Raw genomic sequence first — 16,068 nt, 5'->3', positions numbered from 1 at the left:
TCGCCAGCAAGCCGGCTCCTACAACCGGATTCTGATGTTACGCGGTTTCTACCGTCGGAAAACTCTTCACCAGTTCGTCCAAAGCCTTGAGCTGGGCCAGGAATGGCTCCAGTTTGTCCAGGCGCAAGGCGCAAGGACCGTCGCATTTGGCGTTGTCCGGATCCGGGTGGGCTTCCAGGAACAGGCCTGCCAGCGACTGGCTCATGCCGGCCTTCGCCAGGTCGAGGACCTGGGCACGACGACCGCCAGCGGAATCGGCGCGACCACCCGGCATTTGCAGGGCGTGGGTCACGTCGAAGAACACCGGGTATTGGAACTGCTTCATGATGCCGAAGCCGAGCATGTCGACGACCAGGTTGTTGTAGCCAAAGCTTGAACCGCGCTCGCAGAGGATCAACTGATCGTTACCCGCTTCCACGCACTTGTTCAGGATGTGCTTCATTTCCTGTGGCGCGAGGAACTGGGCTTTCTTGATGTTGATCACTGCGCCCGTCTTGGCCATCGCGACCACGAGGTCGGTCTGGCGCGACAGGAAGGCCGGCAACTGGATGATGTCGCAGATTTCAGCGACGACCGCGGCCTGCTCAGGCTCGTGGACGTCGGTGATGACCGGCACGCCGAAGGCTTGCTTGATGTCCTGGAAGATGCGCATGCCTTCTTCCAGGCCAGGACCACGATAGGAGGTCACAGAAGACCGGTTGGCCTTGTCGAAACTGGCCTTGAACACGTAAGGGATACCGAGCTTTTCGGTGACCTTCACATACTCTTCGCAAACCTGCATGGCCATGTCACGGCTTTCCAGCACGTTCATGCCGCCGAACAGCACCATGGGTTTGTCGTTGGCAATCTCGATGTCGCCGACGCGGATGATCTTCTGTGCCATCGGGGGTTACGCCTTCTTCTGGTGTTGAGTCAACGCTGCCTTGACGAAACCGCTGAACAGCGGGTGACCGTCACGCGGTGTCGAAGTGAACTCAGGGTGGAACTGGCAAGCGACGAACCATGGATGATCCGGTGCTTCAACCACTTCAACCAGCGCGCCATCACCGGAACGACCGGAGATTTTCAAACCGGCTTCCATGATTTGCGGCAGCAGGTTGTTGTTCACTTCGTAGCGATGACGATGACGCTCGACGATCACGTCCTTGCCGTAGCAGCCGTGGACCAGGGAACCCGGCTCCAGCAGGCAATCCTGCGCGCCGAGGCGCATGGTGCCGCCCAGGTCGGAGGTTTCGGTACGGGTTTCGACAGCGCCGGTGGCATCTTCCCACTCGGTGATCAGGCCCACGACCGGGTGGCCACTGGCACGATCGAACTCGGTGGAGTTGGCGTCTTTCCAGCCCATCACGTTACGTGCGAACTCGATAACGGCCACTTGCATGCCCAGGCAGATGCCCAGGTACGGAACCTTGTTTTCGCGAGCGTATTGAACGGCGGTGATCTTGCCTTCAACGCCACGCAGACCGAAGCCGCCAGGCACCAGGATGGCGTCGACGCCTTCGAGCAGCGCGGTGCCCTGGTTCTCGATGTCTTCGGAATCGATGTAGCGCAGGTTGACCTTGGTACGGTTGCTGATGCCGGCGTGGCTCATCGCTTCGATCAGCGACTTGTACGCATCCAGCAGCTCCATGTACTTGCCGACCATGGCGATGGTGACTTCGTGCTCAGGGTTGAGCTTGGCGTCGACCACGGCTTCCCACTCGGACAGGTCGGCACCGCCGCATTGCAGGCCGAAGCGCTCGACGACGAAATCGTCCAGGCCCTGGGAGTGCAGGATGCCCGGGATCTTGTAGATGGTATCGGCGTCTTCCAGCGCGATCACCGCACGTTCTTCAACGTTGGTGAATTGCGCGATCTTGCGACGCGACGAGACATCGATCGGGTGATCGGAGCGGCACACCAGCACGTCTGGTTGCAGGCCGATGGAACGCAGTTCCTTGACCGAGTGCTGGGTTGGCTTGGTCTTGGTTTCGCCGGCAGTGGCGATGTACGGAACCAGGGTCAGGTGCATCAGCATCGCGCGCTTGGCGCCGACTTCGAAACGCAACTGGCGGATGGCTTCGAGGAACGGTTGCGACTCGATGTCACCCACGGTGCCACCGATCTCGACCATTGCCACGTCAGCGTCGCCGGCACCCTTGATGATGCGGCGCTTGATTTCGTCGGTGATGTGCGGGATCACCTGGATGGTTGCACCCAGGTAGTCACCACGGCGCTCCTTGCGCAGGACGTGTTCGTAGACACGGCCGGTGGTGAAGTTGTTGTTCTGGGTCATGGTCGTGCGGATGAACCGCTCGTAGTGGCCCAGGTCCAGGTCGGTCTCGGCGCCGTCGTGGGTGACGAACACTTCACCGTGCTGGAACGGGCTCATGGTGCCCGGGTCGACGTTGATGTACGGGTCCAGCTTCAGCATGGTGACCTTAAGTCCCCGCGCCTCCAGGATGGCCGCCAATGATGCCGATGCAATGCCTTTCCCCAATGAAGAAACAACACCGCCCGTGACGAATATGTAGCGCGTCATGAAAAACCCTAGAAGTCTGCGTTAAAGCGGTCCGAGCCGCCGGGGAAAGCGAAGGAAGGCCGAAGCCCCCGATCACCTGCATTAATCACAGTGCACCTTTCAAAAAAACCGCCGCGTTGGGACAGACCGGGAAATGAATCACCGGTTCGTTGCTCGCTACACATTTTTTGGAATCGCCCAGCAAAGACTGCTTGGTAATCGGCAACTCCTGCAATTCAGGCGAATCCACAGAAGTTGTATCAAGAAGGGAGCGTAGTCTACCGGAAAGCCCCTTTCAGCTCAAACCTTGATCTTCGTTCAGTGGCTGCCAATGCAAATGCCAGTCGCCGAGCGCACCACCATCGAGCCCCTTGAGGTTCGCTACCGCCAGCAACTGGCCGTCTTTGTAGAGCAGCGGCAATCTGCCGCGCACGAAGGACGGCACACCGCTTTCATTGAGCAAACGTTTCAGGTCCCGATGCCCGCGGTTCGGCAAATCCATTACCTCACCGCCTTCACGATAGCGGATCTGCACAGGGCCATCGGGGATTTTGCCTCTGAGCGTGAGAGCGCCGTTGCCTGGCAACACCAGCGGCAGAGCGGGGTCCAGCCATGTTCCTGCAACGGGCAACGAATTCAGCCAGGCACCGGACAACCACCAGACACGCCCGCCGGCCCGATGCAACTCGCCCTGCGCCAAGCGCCAGATCGGTCGGGCATCACCGGTGGCATCACGCAAATCCTCCCAACCCGACCAGTGGTCACTGTCCGGCAGTCGCGTGCGTGGTTCCAACCAGCGACTGAGTGCATTTCGCTGGCGTGCGACCGAGAGTTTTTCCAGTGCTGCCAGCTCCAGAGACGGCAAGCCCAGCCACTCGAAATCACTGACCGTACTCGCCAGGCTCAAATCGATGTCCGCCAGATCATCGAGCAATGCCTGCGCCTCACTCAAGTGCGCAGCGCTGCGAGCCATGGTCGCCACCGCTTGCGGCCAGCGCGAGGTCAACCCAGGAAACACCTGATGCCGCAGGTAGTTGCGCGAGTACTGCCGATCCTCGTTCGAAGGATCTTCGATCCAGCTCAAGCCTTGCTCAATGGCATAGGCCTCCAGCTCAGCCCGCGTGACGTCGAGCAATGGCCGCAGCAAATGCCCCACACCCAATGGGCGTTGACGCGGCATACCCGATAGTCCGCGCACACCGGCCCCACGCAGCAATCGGAACAGCAGGGTTTCCGCCTGATCGTCGCGGTGCTGGGCCGTCAGCAGCACCTCACCGGCCTGAACCGCATCGCTGAACGCGAGATAACGCGCATCCCGGGCCGCCCGCTCCAGACTGGCGCCGGGCTGCACCTGCACACGAACGACCTGTAACGAGACCCCCAGCGCAGCGCATACAGAACGACAATGTTCCGGCCACGCATCAGCCACGGCTTGCAGGCCGTGATGCACGTGGATGGCGCTCAGCGCCGGCAGGGATTGGGTTTTTGCGAGGTGTGCAAGCAGGTGCAGCAGGACAGTGGAGTCGAGGCCGCCGGAGAAAGCAATGCGCCAGGCCGGAGCGTTGCGCCACGGTTTCAGATTCAGCAAAAGCCTGGAAGGCAAATCAATCGCGGGCCGATCCATATCTTTCCCTTTGCACAAATCAAATGTGGGAGCGGGCTTGCTCGCGAAGGCGGCCGAACATTCAACACATCAGTTGACTGTTATACCGCTTTCGCGAGCAAGCCCGCTCCCACATTCAAACCGAGGTCAGATCAGAGACCGTAGCTCATCAGTCGATCATAACGGCGCTTCAACAACGCATCGTTATCGAACTTCTTCAGCATCGCCAGTTGCGAGCTCAGCTCGGCGCGGATCGATGCAGCGGCGGCGGCCGGGTCACGGTGCGCGCCACCCAATGGCTCGCCAATCACCTTGTCGACGATGCCCAGGCCTTTGAGGCGCTCGGCGGTGATGCCCATCGCTTCAGCGGCATCCGGCGCTTTTTCGGCGGTTTTCCACAGAATCGACGCGCAACCTTCCGGCGAAATCACCGCGTAGGTCGAGTATTGCAGCATGTTCAACTGGTCGCAGACACCAATCGCCAGTGCACCACCGGAACCACCCTCACCGATCACGGTGGCGATGATTGGGGTTTTCAGGCGGGCCATGACACGCAGGTTCCAGGCAATCGCCTCGCTCTGGTTACGCTCTTCAGCGTCGATGCCAGGATAAGCGCCCGGGGTGTCGATGAAGGTCAGGATCGGCATCTTGAAACGCTCGGCCATTTCCATCAGGCGGCAAGCCTTGCGGTAGCCTTCCGGACGCGGCATGCCGAAGTTGCGGCGAACCTTCTCGCGCACTTCACGGCCTTTCTGGTGACCGATGATCATCACCGGCTGGTCGTCCAGGCGGGCAATACCGCCCACGATAGCCGCGTCGTCGGAGAAGTGACGATCACCGTGCAATTCGTCGAACTCGGTGAAGATGTGTTCGATGTAGTCCAGGGTATAAGGACGTTTCGGGTGACGCGCCAGACGTGCGATCTGCCAGCTGGTCAGCTTGCCGAAGATGTCTTCGGTCAGCGTTTTGCTCTTGTCCTGCAGGCGGGAGATCTCATCGCCGATATTCAGCGAATTGTCATTACCGACCAAGCGCAACTCTTCGATCTTGGCTTGCAGGTCGGCGATCGGCTGTTCGAAATCTAGAAAATTCGGGTTCATAGGCGTCCGTCTTGGGTCGAGTCCCAAGGGTTCTTGGGCCGGCCGGTTGTCTATTCGCGCCCTACCTTAAGGGACAGGTGCGTTGAGGTCGAGATTAAAAATTCAGGTTGCGGGCAGGCGTTCTGATATCACCTGCCGCTCAACGGTATTGGAGGAAGACGTTGTCTCGCCCGAACTGGTCACGCAGGGCTTGAATCAACGCATCCGCCGGATCGATTCGCCAGCCTTCGCCGAACTGCAACATGGCCTTCGCATCGGGGCTGGTGTAGTCCATGGTGACCGGGCACGCACCGCGGTGACGCTTCAACAGCTCACCCAGCCAGCGTAGCTGATCGCCCTTGAGGTCCTTGGCATGCAACTTCAGGCGCAGGCTTTCGGCCAGGTTGGTGCGCGCATCCTCCATGCTCATCACCCGCTTGACCCGCAACTTCAGGCCACCGGAGAAGTCGTCATTGCTGACCTCGCCTTCGACCACCACCATGGCGTCGGTCTGCAACAGCGACTGCGCAGCATGGAACGACTCGGAAAACAGCGAGGCCTCGATCCGTCCAGAGCGGTCGTCAAGGGTGATGAACCCCATCTTGTCGCCCTTTTTGTTCTTCATCACCCGCAAGGCGATGATCATCCCGGCGACAGTCTGGGTATCGCGCGCCGGTTTCAGATCGATGATGCGCTGACGGGCAAAACGACGGATTTCACCTTCGTATTCGTCGATCGGGTGACCGGTCAGGTACAGGCCGAGGGTATCTTTCTCCCCTTTCAGGCGTTCCTTGAGGGTCAGTTCCTTGGCCTTGCGGTGGTTGGCGTAGACGTCGGCGTCTGCTTCGACGAACAGACCGCCAAACAGGTCGGAGTGACCGCTGTCCTGGGTGCGCGCAGTCTGTTCGGCCGCCTTGATCGCTTCTTCCATGGCCGTCAGCAGCACCGCGCGATTGCGGTCGATGTTGGCCTGGTAGGCCTTCTGCTCATCGTGGAAATACGGCCCGAGGCGATCCAGCGCACCGCTGCGGATCAAACCGTCGAGGGTGCGCTTGTTGATGCGCTTGAGATCGACTCGTGCGCAGAAATCGAACAGATCCTTGAACGGACCGGCCAGACGCGCCTCGGTGATGGCCTCGACCGGCCCCTCGCCCACGCCCTTGATCGCGCCCAGGCCGTAGATGATCCGGCCTTCGTCGTTCACCGTGAACTTGAATTCGGACGTGTTCACGTCGGGCGCGTCGAGACGCAGCTTCATGGTCCGCACTTCTTCGATCAAGGTCACGACCTTGTCGGTGTTGTGCATATCCGCCGAAAGTACCGCGGCCATGAACGGCGCCGGGTAGTGCGTCTTCAGCCACGCGGTCTGGTACGACACCAGGCCATAGGCGGCAGAGTGGGATTTGTTGAAGCCGTAACCGGCGAATTTTTCCACCAGGTCGAAAATGTTACCGGCGAGGTCGGCGTCGATATTGTTGGTCGCGCAACCTTCAATGAAGCCACCGCGCTGCTTGGCCATTTCCTCGGGTTTTTTCTTACCCATGGCTCGACGCAGCATGTCCGCACCACCGAGGGTGTAACCGGCCATGACCTGGGCAATCTGCATCACCTGTTCCTGATACAGGATGATGCCGTAAGTCGGTGCCAGTACTGGCTTGAGGCCTTCGTACTGGTAGTCCGAGTGCGGGTACGCGAGCTCGGCGCGACCGTGCTTACGGTTGATGAAGTCGTCCACCATGCCCGATTGCAGCGGGCCCGGACGGAACAGTGCTACCAGTGCGATCAAGTCTTCCAGGCAGTCGGGCTTGAGCTTTTTGATCAGCTCCTTCATGCCCCGGGATTCAAGCTGGAACACCGCCGTGGTTTCGGCTTTCTGCAACAGTGTATAGGTCGGCTTGTCGTCCAGCGGGATGAACGCGATATCCAGCGGCGGTTCGTTGACCTTGGCGCGGTCGCGGTTGATGGTTTTCAGCGCCCAGTCGATGATCGTCAGGGTTCGCAGGCCGAGGAAGTCGAACTTCACCAGGCCGGCAGCCTCAACGTCATCCTTGTCGAACTGGGTTACCAGGCCGTCGCCGGCCTCGTCGCAATAGATCGGCGAGAAGTCGGTCAGCTTGGTCGGCGCGATCACCACACCACCGGCGTGCTTGCCGACGTTACGCACAACGCCTTCGAGCTTGCGCGCCATTTCCCAGATTTCCGCGGCTTCTTCATCGACCTTGATGAAGTCGCGCAGGATCTCTTCCTGTTCGTAGGCCTTTTCCAGGGTCATGCCGACTTCGAACGGAATCATCTTCGACAGACGGTCCGCCAGGCCATAGGACTTGCCCTGCACCCGCGCCACGTCGCGGACCACAGCCTTCGCCGCCATGGAACCGAAGGTGATGATCTGGCTTACCGCGTTACGGCCATACTTCTCGGCCACGTAGTCGATCACCCGGTCACGACCGTCCATGCAGAAGTCGACGTCGAAGTCGGGCATCGATACCCGTTCCGGGTTGAGGAAACGTTCGAACAGCAGGTCATATTCCAGCGGGTCGAGGTCGGTGATCTTCTGCACATAGGCCACCAGCGACCCGGCACCCGATCCACGGCCAGGACCTACCGGCACGCCGTTGTTCTTGGCCCACTGGATAAAGTCCATCACGATCAGGAAGTAACCGGGGAAGCCCATCTGGATGATGATATCCAGCTCGAAATTCAGCCGGTCGACATAGACCTGACGCTTGGCCTCGTAGTCTTCGGTGGTGTCTTTGGGCCACAGTACTGCCAGCCGTTCCTCCAGACCGTCGAACGAGACCTTGCGGAAGTACTCGTCGATGGTCATGCCATCGGGGATCGGGAAGTTGGGCAGGAAGTGCGTGCCCAGCTTCACTTCGATGTTGCAGCGCTTGGCGATCTCGACGGTGTTTTCCAGCGCTTCGGGAATGTCGCTGAACAGCTCAGCCATTTCATCGGCGCTTTTGAGGTACTGCTGATCGCTGTAATTCTTCGAACGCCGCGGATCGTCGAGGGCACGGCCCTCACCGATACAAACGCGGGTTTCGTGGGCGGCGAAGTCTTCCTGCTTGATGAAGCGCACATCGTTGGTCGCCACCAGCGGCGCACCGAGCTTCTCGGCCAACGCCACGGCGCCGTGCAGCTGCTCTTCATCGTTGGGGCGGCTGGTGCGCTGGATTTCCAGGTAGAAACGATCCGGAAACACGTCCATCCATTCGCGGGCCAGGGTTTCGGCCTCGGCGGGGTTGCCGCTGAGCATGGCCTGGCCGATCTCGCCCTCTTTTGCCGCCGACAGCATGATCAAGCCAGCATTGGCTTCAGCCACCCATTCGCGCTCGATGATGACCGCGCCATTGCGCTGACCATCGATAAAGCCGCGGGAAATCAGCTCGGTAAGGTTGCGATAGCCTTCAGCATTCATCACCAGCAGGCTGATCCGGCTCAGCGGGTTGTCCGGATCCTTGTTCGACAGCCACAGGTCAGCGCCGCAGATCGGCTTGATCCCGGCACCCATGGCGTTTTTATAGAATTTGACCAGGGAACACATGTTGTTCTGGTCGGTGACCGCTACGGCAGGCATGTTCATGCCGACCAGGGTCTTGACCAGCGGCTTGATCCGCACCAGACCGTCGACCAGGGAGTATTCAGTGTGCAGGCGTAGGTGAACGAATGAAGCCGGCATAGTGATCCTGTCTGTGAACGTGAAAACAACAAGGCCCGGATTGTACCGGGCCTTGAGTAAAACATCAGCCTTGCGACTAACTCTCGATCAATCCTTCGCGAGCCTCATATGCCAGCCGCACAGGGGCAAACGAACGCCGATGAATCGGGGTCGGCCCAAGCCGTGCCAGCGCTTCCAGATGAACGGGCGTCGGGTAGCCTTTATGGCCGCCGATGCCGTAACCCGGGTAGATCAATTCGAACGCGGCCATTTCACGATCACGGCTGACCTTGGCCAGAATCGATGCGGCAGCGATGGCGGGGACCTTGCTATCGCCCTTGACCACGGCCTCGGAGCGCATCGGCAGCTTCGGGCAGCGGTTGCCGTCGATCATCGCCAGCTTCGGCTGGACATGCAGCCCCGCGACCGCACGCTGCATGGCCAACATGGTGGCGTGGAGGATATTCAGTTCATCGATTTCTTCGACTTCGGCGCGAGCGATGCACCAGCTCAGGGCTTTTTCGCAGATTTCGTCGTAGAGCTTCTCGCGACGGGCCTCGGTGAGTTTCTTCGAGTCGTTCAGCCCGAGGATCCGGCGGTTCGGGTCAAGAATCACCGCCGCCGTCACCACCGCGCCACAGAGCGGGCCGCGACCGACTTCATCGACGCCGGCAACCAACTCCTCGACTTCAGCCACCAAAGTGAAATCCAGCCCCATCTGCATGCTTGTTTTACTCATTTAACTTGGCCGATCAGGTTCAGCACTGCGTCCGCAGCCTGGTTGGAGGCATCCAGACGCAGGGTCCGGTGAATTTCGTCAAAACCACGAGTCTGCTCTTCCCCACCCTCGATCAGCGGCGACAAAGTCTGGGCCAGCGCTTCGACCGTGGCATCGTCCTGCAACAATTCGGGTACCAACAGACGCTGGGCCAACAAGTTCGGTAGCGAAACGTACGGACTCTTGACCATGCGCTTGAGTATCCAGAACGTCAGTGGCGCCAGGCGGTAGGCGACCACCATCGGCCGCTTGTACAGCAACGCTTCAAGCGTCGCGGTGCCGGAGGCGATCAGCACCGCATCGCAAGCCGCCAAGGCCAGATGGGACTGGCCGTCGAGCAGGGTCAGCGGCAGATCGCGACCGGCCAACAGCTCTTCAAGCTGTGCGCGACGTTGCGGGTTGGCACACGGAACAACAAACCGCACACCCGGGCGCAACGCCCGCAAGCGTTGCGCGGTATCGAGAAACAACGCACCGAGCCGGCCAACTTCACCGCCACGGCTGCCAGGCATCAACGCCACCAGCGGCCCGTCGGGTAAACCGAGTTCGGCTCGTGCAGCAGCGCGATCGGCTTGCAGTGGAATGGCATCGGCCAGCGTATGGCCGACGAACCGCACCGGCACGCCTTTCTCTTCATAGAACTTGGCTTCGAACGGGAACAGCGTGAGCATCAGGTCGCAGCCTTCGCGAATCTTCAGCACGCGTTTCTGCCGCCAGGCCCAGACCGACGGGCTGACGTAATGCACGGTCTTGATCCCGGCCTGGCGCAGTTTGAGTTCGATATTGAGGTTGAAGTCCGGCGCATCGATACCGATGAACACATCGGGCTCCGCGGCAATCAGGTCGGCGACCAGTTTCTTGCGCCGTGCCAACAACTCACGCAGGCGCCCCAGGACTTCCACCAGCCCCATCACCGACAGACGCTCCATCGGGAAGTACGGGATCATGCCCTCGGCCTGCATCAGCGGACCGCCAACACCAATGAACTCGACGGCCGGATGACGTGCCTTGAGCGCGCGCATGAGACCCGCACCCAGAATGTCACCGGAAGCCTCGCCCGCTACCAGCGCAATACGCAGATTGGCCATGGTTAGCGAGTGATGCCGCGAGTCGAAGACTGGATGGAGTCACGGAACACCGCCACTTCCGGATACTGGGCCGACGACTCGGCCAGCTCGGCGAGTGCCTGCTCCACGGTCAGGCCCTGGCGGTAAACCACCTTGTAGGCACGACGCAGCGCGTGGATCGCCTCTTCGCTGAAACCGCGACGGCGCATGCCCTCGAAGTTCATGCTCCGGGCTTCAGCCGGGTTGCCGAACACCGTGACATACGCAGGAACATCCTTGCCGATTGCCGTACCCATGCCTGAAAAGCTGTGGGCACCGATGTGGCAATACTGGTGAACCAGGGTAAAGCCGGAGAGGATTGCCCAGTCTTCCACGTGCACATGGCCCGCCAAGGCGGTGTTGTTCACCAGGATGCAGTGGTTGCCGATAACGCTGTCATGGCCAATATGGGCATACGCCATGATCAGGTTGTGATCGCCCAGGGTCGTTTCCGAACGGTCCTGGATGGTGCCACGGTGAATCGTCACGCCTTCACGGATGACGTTGTGATCACCGATCACAAGGCGGGTTTCCTCGCCCTTGTACTTCAGGTCAGGCGTGTCTTCACCCACCGAGGAAAACTGGTAGATGCGATTGTGCTTACCAATTCGGGTCGGGCCCTTGAGGATCACGTGCGGCCCGATGACTGTCCCCTCGCCGATTTCCACACCTGCGCCGACGATCGACCACGGGCCGACCTCGACGCCGTCAGCCAGAACGGCTGTCGGATCGATGATTGCACGAGGGTCAATCAAACTCATAGCTTGCGTTCCGCACAGATGATTTCAGCGGAGCAGACCGGTTTGCCATCGACCGAAGCCTGGCATTCGAATTTCCAGATCTGACGCTTGCAGCTGATGAACTTGGCTTCAAGGATCAACTGATCGCCTGGCAGAACGGGCTGGCGGAAGCGCAGCTTGTCGGAACCGACGAAGTAATAAAGCGTGCCGTCGGCCGGTTTCACGTCGAGCATTTTGAAACCAAGGATCCCGGCAGCCTGAGCCATTGCTTCGATGATCAATACGCCCGGCATGATTGGATGCGCAGGGAAGTGACCATTGAAGAACGGTTCGTTGATGCTGACATTCTTGTAGGCGCGAATGCGCTTGCCTTCAACATCCAGCTCCACTACCCGGTCCACCAGCAGGAACGGGTAACGGTGAGGCAGGTATTCGCGAATCTCGTTGATGTCCATCATTTCGGGGGGAAGCCTATGTAAAGATTGGGAGCGCGCGACTGACGCACGTTCCGCTAGCAAATCAAGGAGGCAGTCTAGCGGCTGTGCACACTTGATATGGAAATGGTATCAGCCATCTGATGAAGCATTACCGTCAGGGGTCACTTCCCCTACTTGCTTTTCCAGCTGGCGCAGACGCCGCGCGATGTCATCGAGCTGACGAATGCGTGCCGCGCTTTTGCGCCACTCGGCTGCCGGCTGCATAGCCGTACCGGAAGAATAGGCACCTGGCTCGGTAATCGAGTGGGTCACCATGGTCATCCCGGTGAGGAAAACGTTGTCGCAAATCTCGATATGCCCCACCAGGCCTACGCCACCGGCGAGCATGCAATGCTTGCCGATCTTGGTGCTGCCGGAGATCCCGACACAGGCCGCCATGGCGGTGTGATCACCCACCTGAACGTTATGGGCAATCTGGATCTGGTTATCGAGCTTCACGCCGTTGCCGATGATGGTATCGGCCAAAGCACCGCGGTCAATAGCGGTATTCACGCCAATTTCCACATCATCGCCGATCAGCACACCACCGACCTGGGCGATTTTCTGCCAGATACCCTTTTCATTGGCAAAGCCAAAACCTTCGCCGCCGAGCACCGCGCCGGACTGAATGACAACCCGTTTGCCGACGCGGACATCGTGATACAAGGTCACGCGCGGCGCGAGCCAGCCACCCTCACCCACCACGCTGCGAGCGCCGATGAAGCAATGCGCGCCGACAGTCGTACCGGCGCCAACCTGGGCTGCGCTTTCGATCACCACAAAAGCACCGATACTTGCCGTTGGATCGACTACCGCATCCGCCGCGATCACCGCCGTCGGATGTATGCCGGCCGCGGCCTTGGGCTTGGGATCGAACAGGTGAGAAACGCGCGCGTAGGCCGCGTACGGATCCGGCACCACCAGCACATCCCCGTTATGACCTTCGGCGTCAGCGGCCTTGAGCAACAGGGCTGCCGCCTGACTGCCTGCCAGGTACTTGCGGTATTGGGGATTTGCGAGAAAGCTCAACTGAGCTGGGCCAGCCTCCTGCAAGGTGGCTAGCCCAGTAATTGCTTTCTCGGGGTCGCCACGTAGCGTGGCGCCGAGGAACTCGGCCAGCTGGCCGAGCTTAATGGTCACTGTCATGGATTACTTCAGCTGATTCATGCGCTCGATAACCTGGCGAGTGATGTCGTACTGAGGCTTGACATCAATCACTGCGCCACGCTCGAAGACCAGGTCAAAAGCACCTTTCTTGATGACTTCTTCCACAGCGCTGTCCAGTTTCGGCTTGAGCTGCTTCAGCATTTCACGGTCGGCAACGGCTTTGGCTTCATTCAGCTCCTTGGACTGGAACTGGAAGTCACGGGCCTTTTGCTTGAATTCAAGCTCCAGACGCTCGCGCTCGCCTTGCTGCATTTTGTCGCCACCAGCCATCAGACGGTCCTGAATACCCTTGGCGCTGCTTTCCAGCGTCTTGAGCTTGGTCAGCTGAGGACCGAATTTCTTCTCGGCATCCACGGCGTATTTCTTGGCCGCGTCGGACTCCAGCAAAGCCATCTGATAGTTCAGAACTGCAATTTTCATGTCGGCAAATGCCGGACCAGCGACCAGTACGCTGGCCAGGAGAACCAATTGAGTCAACTTACGCACGATGCACTCCTACAAAATTCATTGTCGTTATCTTGGGTCAGACGCTTAGAACGTCTGGCCGAGGGAAAATTGGAACACTTGAGTCTCGGCGTCATCCGGTTTCTTGACCGGCATGGCCAATGCGAAACTCAAAGGACCCAGTGCGGTGACCCAGGTCACACCCACACCAACAGAACTGGCCATGTTGCTCAGGCTGATGTCGTTGCACTTGGTGTTGGACTTCGTGCCATCAGCGTTTGTGGTATCCGAGCACGAGGAATCGAACACGTTACCCACATCCCAGAATACCGAGGTACGCAGGGAGCGTTGATCCTTGACGAACGGCAGAGGGAAGAGAACCTCCACACCGCCCTGGATCAGGACGTTACCACCGAACGGCAGCGGATCCTGGTCCGGGTCTGTCGCTGTACCAGGGTTCTTGCCGGTACTTGGCGTACTGCGAGGACCCAGGGTGCTGTCCTTGAAACCACGGACCGAGTTGAAACCACCAGCATAGTAGTTTTCATAGAAAGGCAAACCGTCGGTCGAACCGTAACCATCGCCATAACCCAGCTCGGTGTGCAGGCGCATGGTGTAGTTCTCGGACAACGGCTGGAACAACTGGCCACGGTAATCGAGCTTGAAGAACGACAGGTCGCTGCCTGGAATCGTGGATTCCAGCACCAGGCTCTGGGAATGACCACGGGTGGCGAGCACGCCCTTGTTCAGGGTGGACTCGGACCAGCCGGCCGAAGCCTTGAAGTTCAAGTACTGGTCGCCTTCCTTGTTAACGAAGTCGAAAATCTCGTCAACGGTGTAAACGCCGGTCTTGATCTTGTCCTGCTGTGCAGTCAGGCCGAAGGTCAGTCGCGAAGTCTCGCTGATCGGGTAGCCGACGCTCACGCCTGCACCCAGGCTGTCCACGGCATAGCTCGCTACATCGACGTCGAGGTCTTTGTAGTCGGTAGTGCGGTAGAAGGCGTTGTAACCCAGGCTCACGCCATCAGCAGTCCAGTAGGGGTCGACATAACCGAAGTTGTAACGACTCTGGTATTCACTTTTGGTCAAACCGACGCTGACCTTGTTACCAGTACCCAGGAAGTTGTTCTGGGTGATCGAACCACCGAGGATCAGACCGGCACTCTGGGCAAAACCGACGCTGGCGGTAATCGAACCGGAGGCTTGCTCTTCAACGCTGTAGTTGACGTCCACCTGGTCATCGACACCCGGCACGGCCGGAGTCTCGACGTTGACTTCCTTGAAGAAGCCCAGGCGTTCCAGACGGGTCTTGGATTGGTCGATCAGGTAGGTCGAAGCCCAGCCGCCTTCCATCTGACGCATTTCACGACGCAGCACTTCGTCTTCGGACTTGGTGTTGCCACGGAAGTTGATGCGGTTCACGTAGGCACGTTTGCCCGGATCGACCGCAAACAGGATGTCTACGGTGTGATCTTCATCGTGCGGTTGAGGCACGCCGTTGACGTTGGCGAAGGTATAACCTTCGTTACCCAGGCGACGGGTGATCAGTTCGGAGGTGGTGGTCATCAGCTTGCGCGAGAACACCTGGCCTTTTTGCACCAGCAGCAGGGACTTGACCTGGTCTTCAGGGACTTTCAGGTCGCCGCTGAGCTTGACGTCACGAACGGTGTATTTCTCGCCTTCGTTGACGTTGACGGTGATGTAGACGTGCTTCTTGTCCGGGGTAATGGAAACCTGGGTCGAAGCGATATCCATGTTGATATAGCCACGGTCCAGGTAGTAGGAACGCAGGCGCTCCAGGTCACCGGACAGTTTTTCACGGGCGTACTTGTCATCGTTCTTGAAGAACGACAACCAGTTGGTGGTCTTGAGTTCGAAAAGGTCGATCAGGTCTTCATCGGGGAAGACCGTGTTGCCCACCACGTTGATGTGCTGGATAGCGGCAACGGTACCTTCGTTGATGTTGACCTTCAGGCCAACGCGGTTACGCGGCTGCGGCACCACTTCGGTGTCGACGGTAGCCGAGTAGCGACCCTGGGCGACGTACTGGCGCTGCAGTTCGTTACGCACACCTTCAAGGGTGGCACGCTGGAAGATCTCGCCTTCGGCCAGACCGGATTGCTTGAGGCCTTTCATCAGGTCTTCGGTAGAGATCGCCTTGTTACCTTCGATCTCGATACTGGCAACAGACGGGCGCTCGACTACCGTGATGACCAGGACGTTGCCATCGCGGCCCAGCTGGATATCTTGAAAGAAACCGGTTTTGAACAACGCACGAGTGGATTCCACCAGGCGACGATCATCCGCCTGTTCACCGACGTTCAACGGCAAAGCACCAAAGACGCTACCCGCGGAGACCCGCTGGAGGCCATTGACGCGAATATCAGAGATAGTGAAGGACTCGGCGTGAACTTCGGCGATCATCAATACGGTGAGAACCGCAGTTAGCAGCAGACGTTTCATGAAGTCCTTTCTTATTCCAACTGGCAATAAACAAACTGCCGCAAAATGCGG

The 16,068-nt window shown here is 59.2% G+C and carries 12 protein-coding genes; all 12 read right to left on the bottom strand.

From position 1 onward, the window contains the following. Positions 1–37 precede the first annotated feature (37 nt). The 12 genes from kdsA to bamA all read right to left on the bottom strand — a co-directional run bounded on the left by kdsA (position 38) and on the right by bamA (position 16,017). Positions 38–883, bottom strand: a complete 846-nt coding sequence (kdsA, locus tag KGA88_RS17970; RefSeq protein WP_223593227.1) for a 3-deoxy-8-phosphooctulonate synthase — start codon at positions 881–883, stop codon at positions 38–40. 6 nt (positions 884–889) lie between these two features. After that, entirely contained in the window at positions 890–2,521 is a 1,632-nt protein-coding gene (locus KGA88_RS17965; RefSeq protein ID WP_110657475.1) for a CTP synthase, read from the bottom strand. Between the two features lie 274 nt (positions 2,522–2,795). Beyond that, entirely contained in the window at positions 2,796–4,124 is a 1,329-nt protein-coding gene (gene tilS / locus KGA88_RS17960; protein ID WP_223593225.1) for a tRNA lysidine(34) synthetase TilS, read from the bottom strand. 131 nt (positions 4,125–4,255) lie between these two features. After that, positions 4,256–5,203, bottom strand: coding sequence for an acetyl-CoA carboxylase carboxyltransferase subunit alpha (locus KGA88_RS17955; protein WP_103394434.1), 948 nt, complete (start codon positions 5,201–5,203; stop codon positions 4,256–4,258). Positions 5,204–5,342: 139 nt separating this feature from the next. Continuing rightward, positions 5,343–8,864 (bottom strand): DNA polymerase III subunit alpha, encoded by a 3,522-nt coding sequence (dnaE, locus tag KGA88_RS17950; protein WP_110657479.1) that lies wholly within the window; start codon positions 8,862–8,864, stop codon positions 5,343–5,345. Positions 8,865–8,940: 76 nt separating this feature from the next. Next, the gene (rnhB, locus tag KGA88_RS17945) at positions 8,941–9,567 is read right to left on the bottom strand and encodes a ribonuclease HII (RefSeq protein WP_223593244.1); all 627 of its coding nucleotides are present in this window, start codon (positions 9,565–9,567) and stop codon (positions 8,941–8,943) included. Positions 9,568–9,578: 11 nt separating this feature from the next. Continuing rightward, positions 9,579–10,709, bottom strand: coding sequence for a lipid-A-disaccharide synthase (gene lpxB / locus KGA88_RS17940; protein WP_110657483.1), 1,131 nt, complete (start codon positions 10,707–10,709; stop codon positions 9,579–9,581). 2 nt (positions 10,710–10,711) lie between these two features. After that, positions 10,712–11,488 carry an acyl-ACP--UDP-N-acetylglucosamine O-acyltransferase gene (gene lpxA, locus KGA88_RS17935; RefSeq protein ID WP_110657485.1) on the bottom strand — a complete coding sequence of 259 codons (777 nt, stop codon included), beginning with the start codon at positions 11,486–11,488 and terminating at the stop codon, positions 10,712–10,714. Continuing rightward, a complete protein-coding gene (gene fabZ, locus KGA88_RS17930) occupies positions 11,485–11,925 on the bottom strand; it encodes a 3-hydroxyacyl-ACP dehydratase FabZ (protein ID WP_007978374.1) in 441 nt (146 codons plus the stop codon). The genes lpxA and fabZ overlap by 4 nt, the downstream gene beginning before the upstream one ends. A gap of 108 nt (positions 11,926–12,033) precedes the next feature. Then, positions 12,034–13,089 (bottom strand): UDP-3-O-(3-hydroxymyristoyl)glucosamine N-acyltransferase, encoded by a 1,056-nt coding sequence (gene lpxD / locus KGA88_RS17925; protein ID WP_110657487.1) that lies wholly within the window; start codon positions 13,087–13,089, stop codon positions 12,034–12,036. 3 nt (positions 13,090–13,092) lie between these two features. Continuing rightward, complete coding sequence (locus KGA88_RS17920) at positions 13,093–13,596, bottom strand: OmpH family outer membrane protein (protein WP_007990260.1); 504 nt, start codon at positions 13,594–13,596, stop codon at positions 13,093–13,095. Between the two features lie 45 nt (positions 13,597–13,641). Then, positions 13,642–16,017 carry an outer membrane protein assembly factor BamA gene (gene bamA / locus KGA88_RS17915; protein ID WP_223593223.1) on the bottom strand — a complete coding sequence of 792 codons (2,376 nt, stop codon included), beginning with the start codon at positions 16,015–16,017 and terminating at the stop codon, positions 13,642–13,644. Positions 16,018–16,068: the final 51 nt, after the last annotated feature.

The organism is Pseudomonas sp. A-R-19, assembly GCF_019956575.1.
Lineage (GTDB): Bacteria > Pseudomonadota > Gammaproteobacteria > Pseudomonadales > Pseudomonadaceae > Aquipseudomonas.
This window is presented reverse-complemented; position numbering and strand designations above follow the sequence as displayed.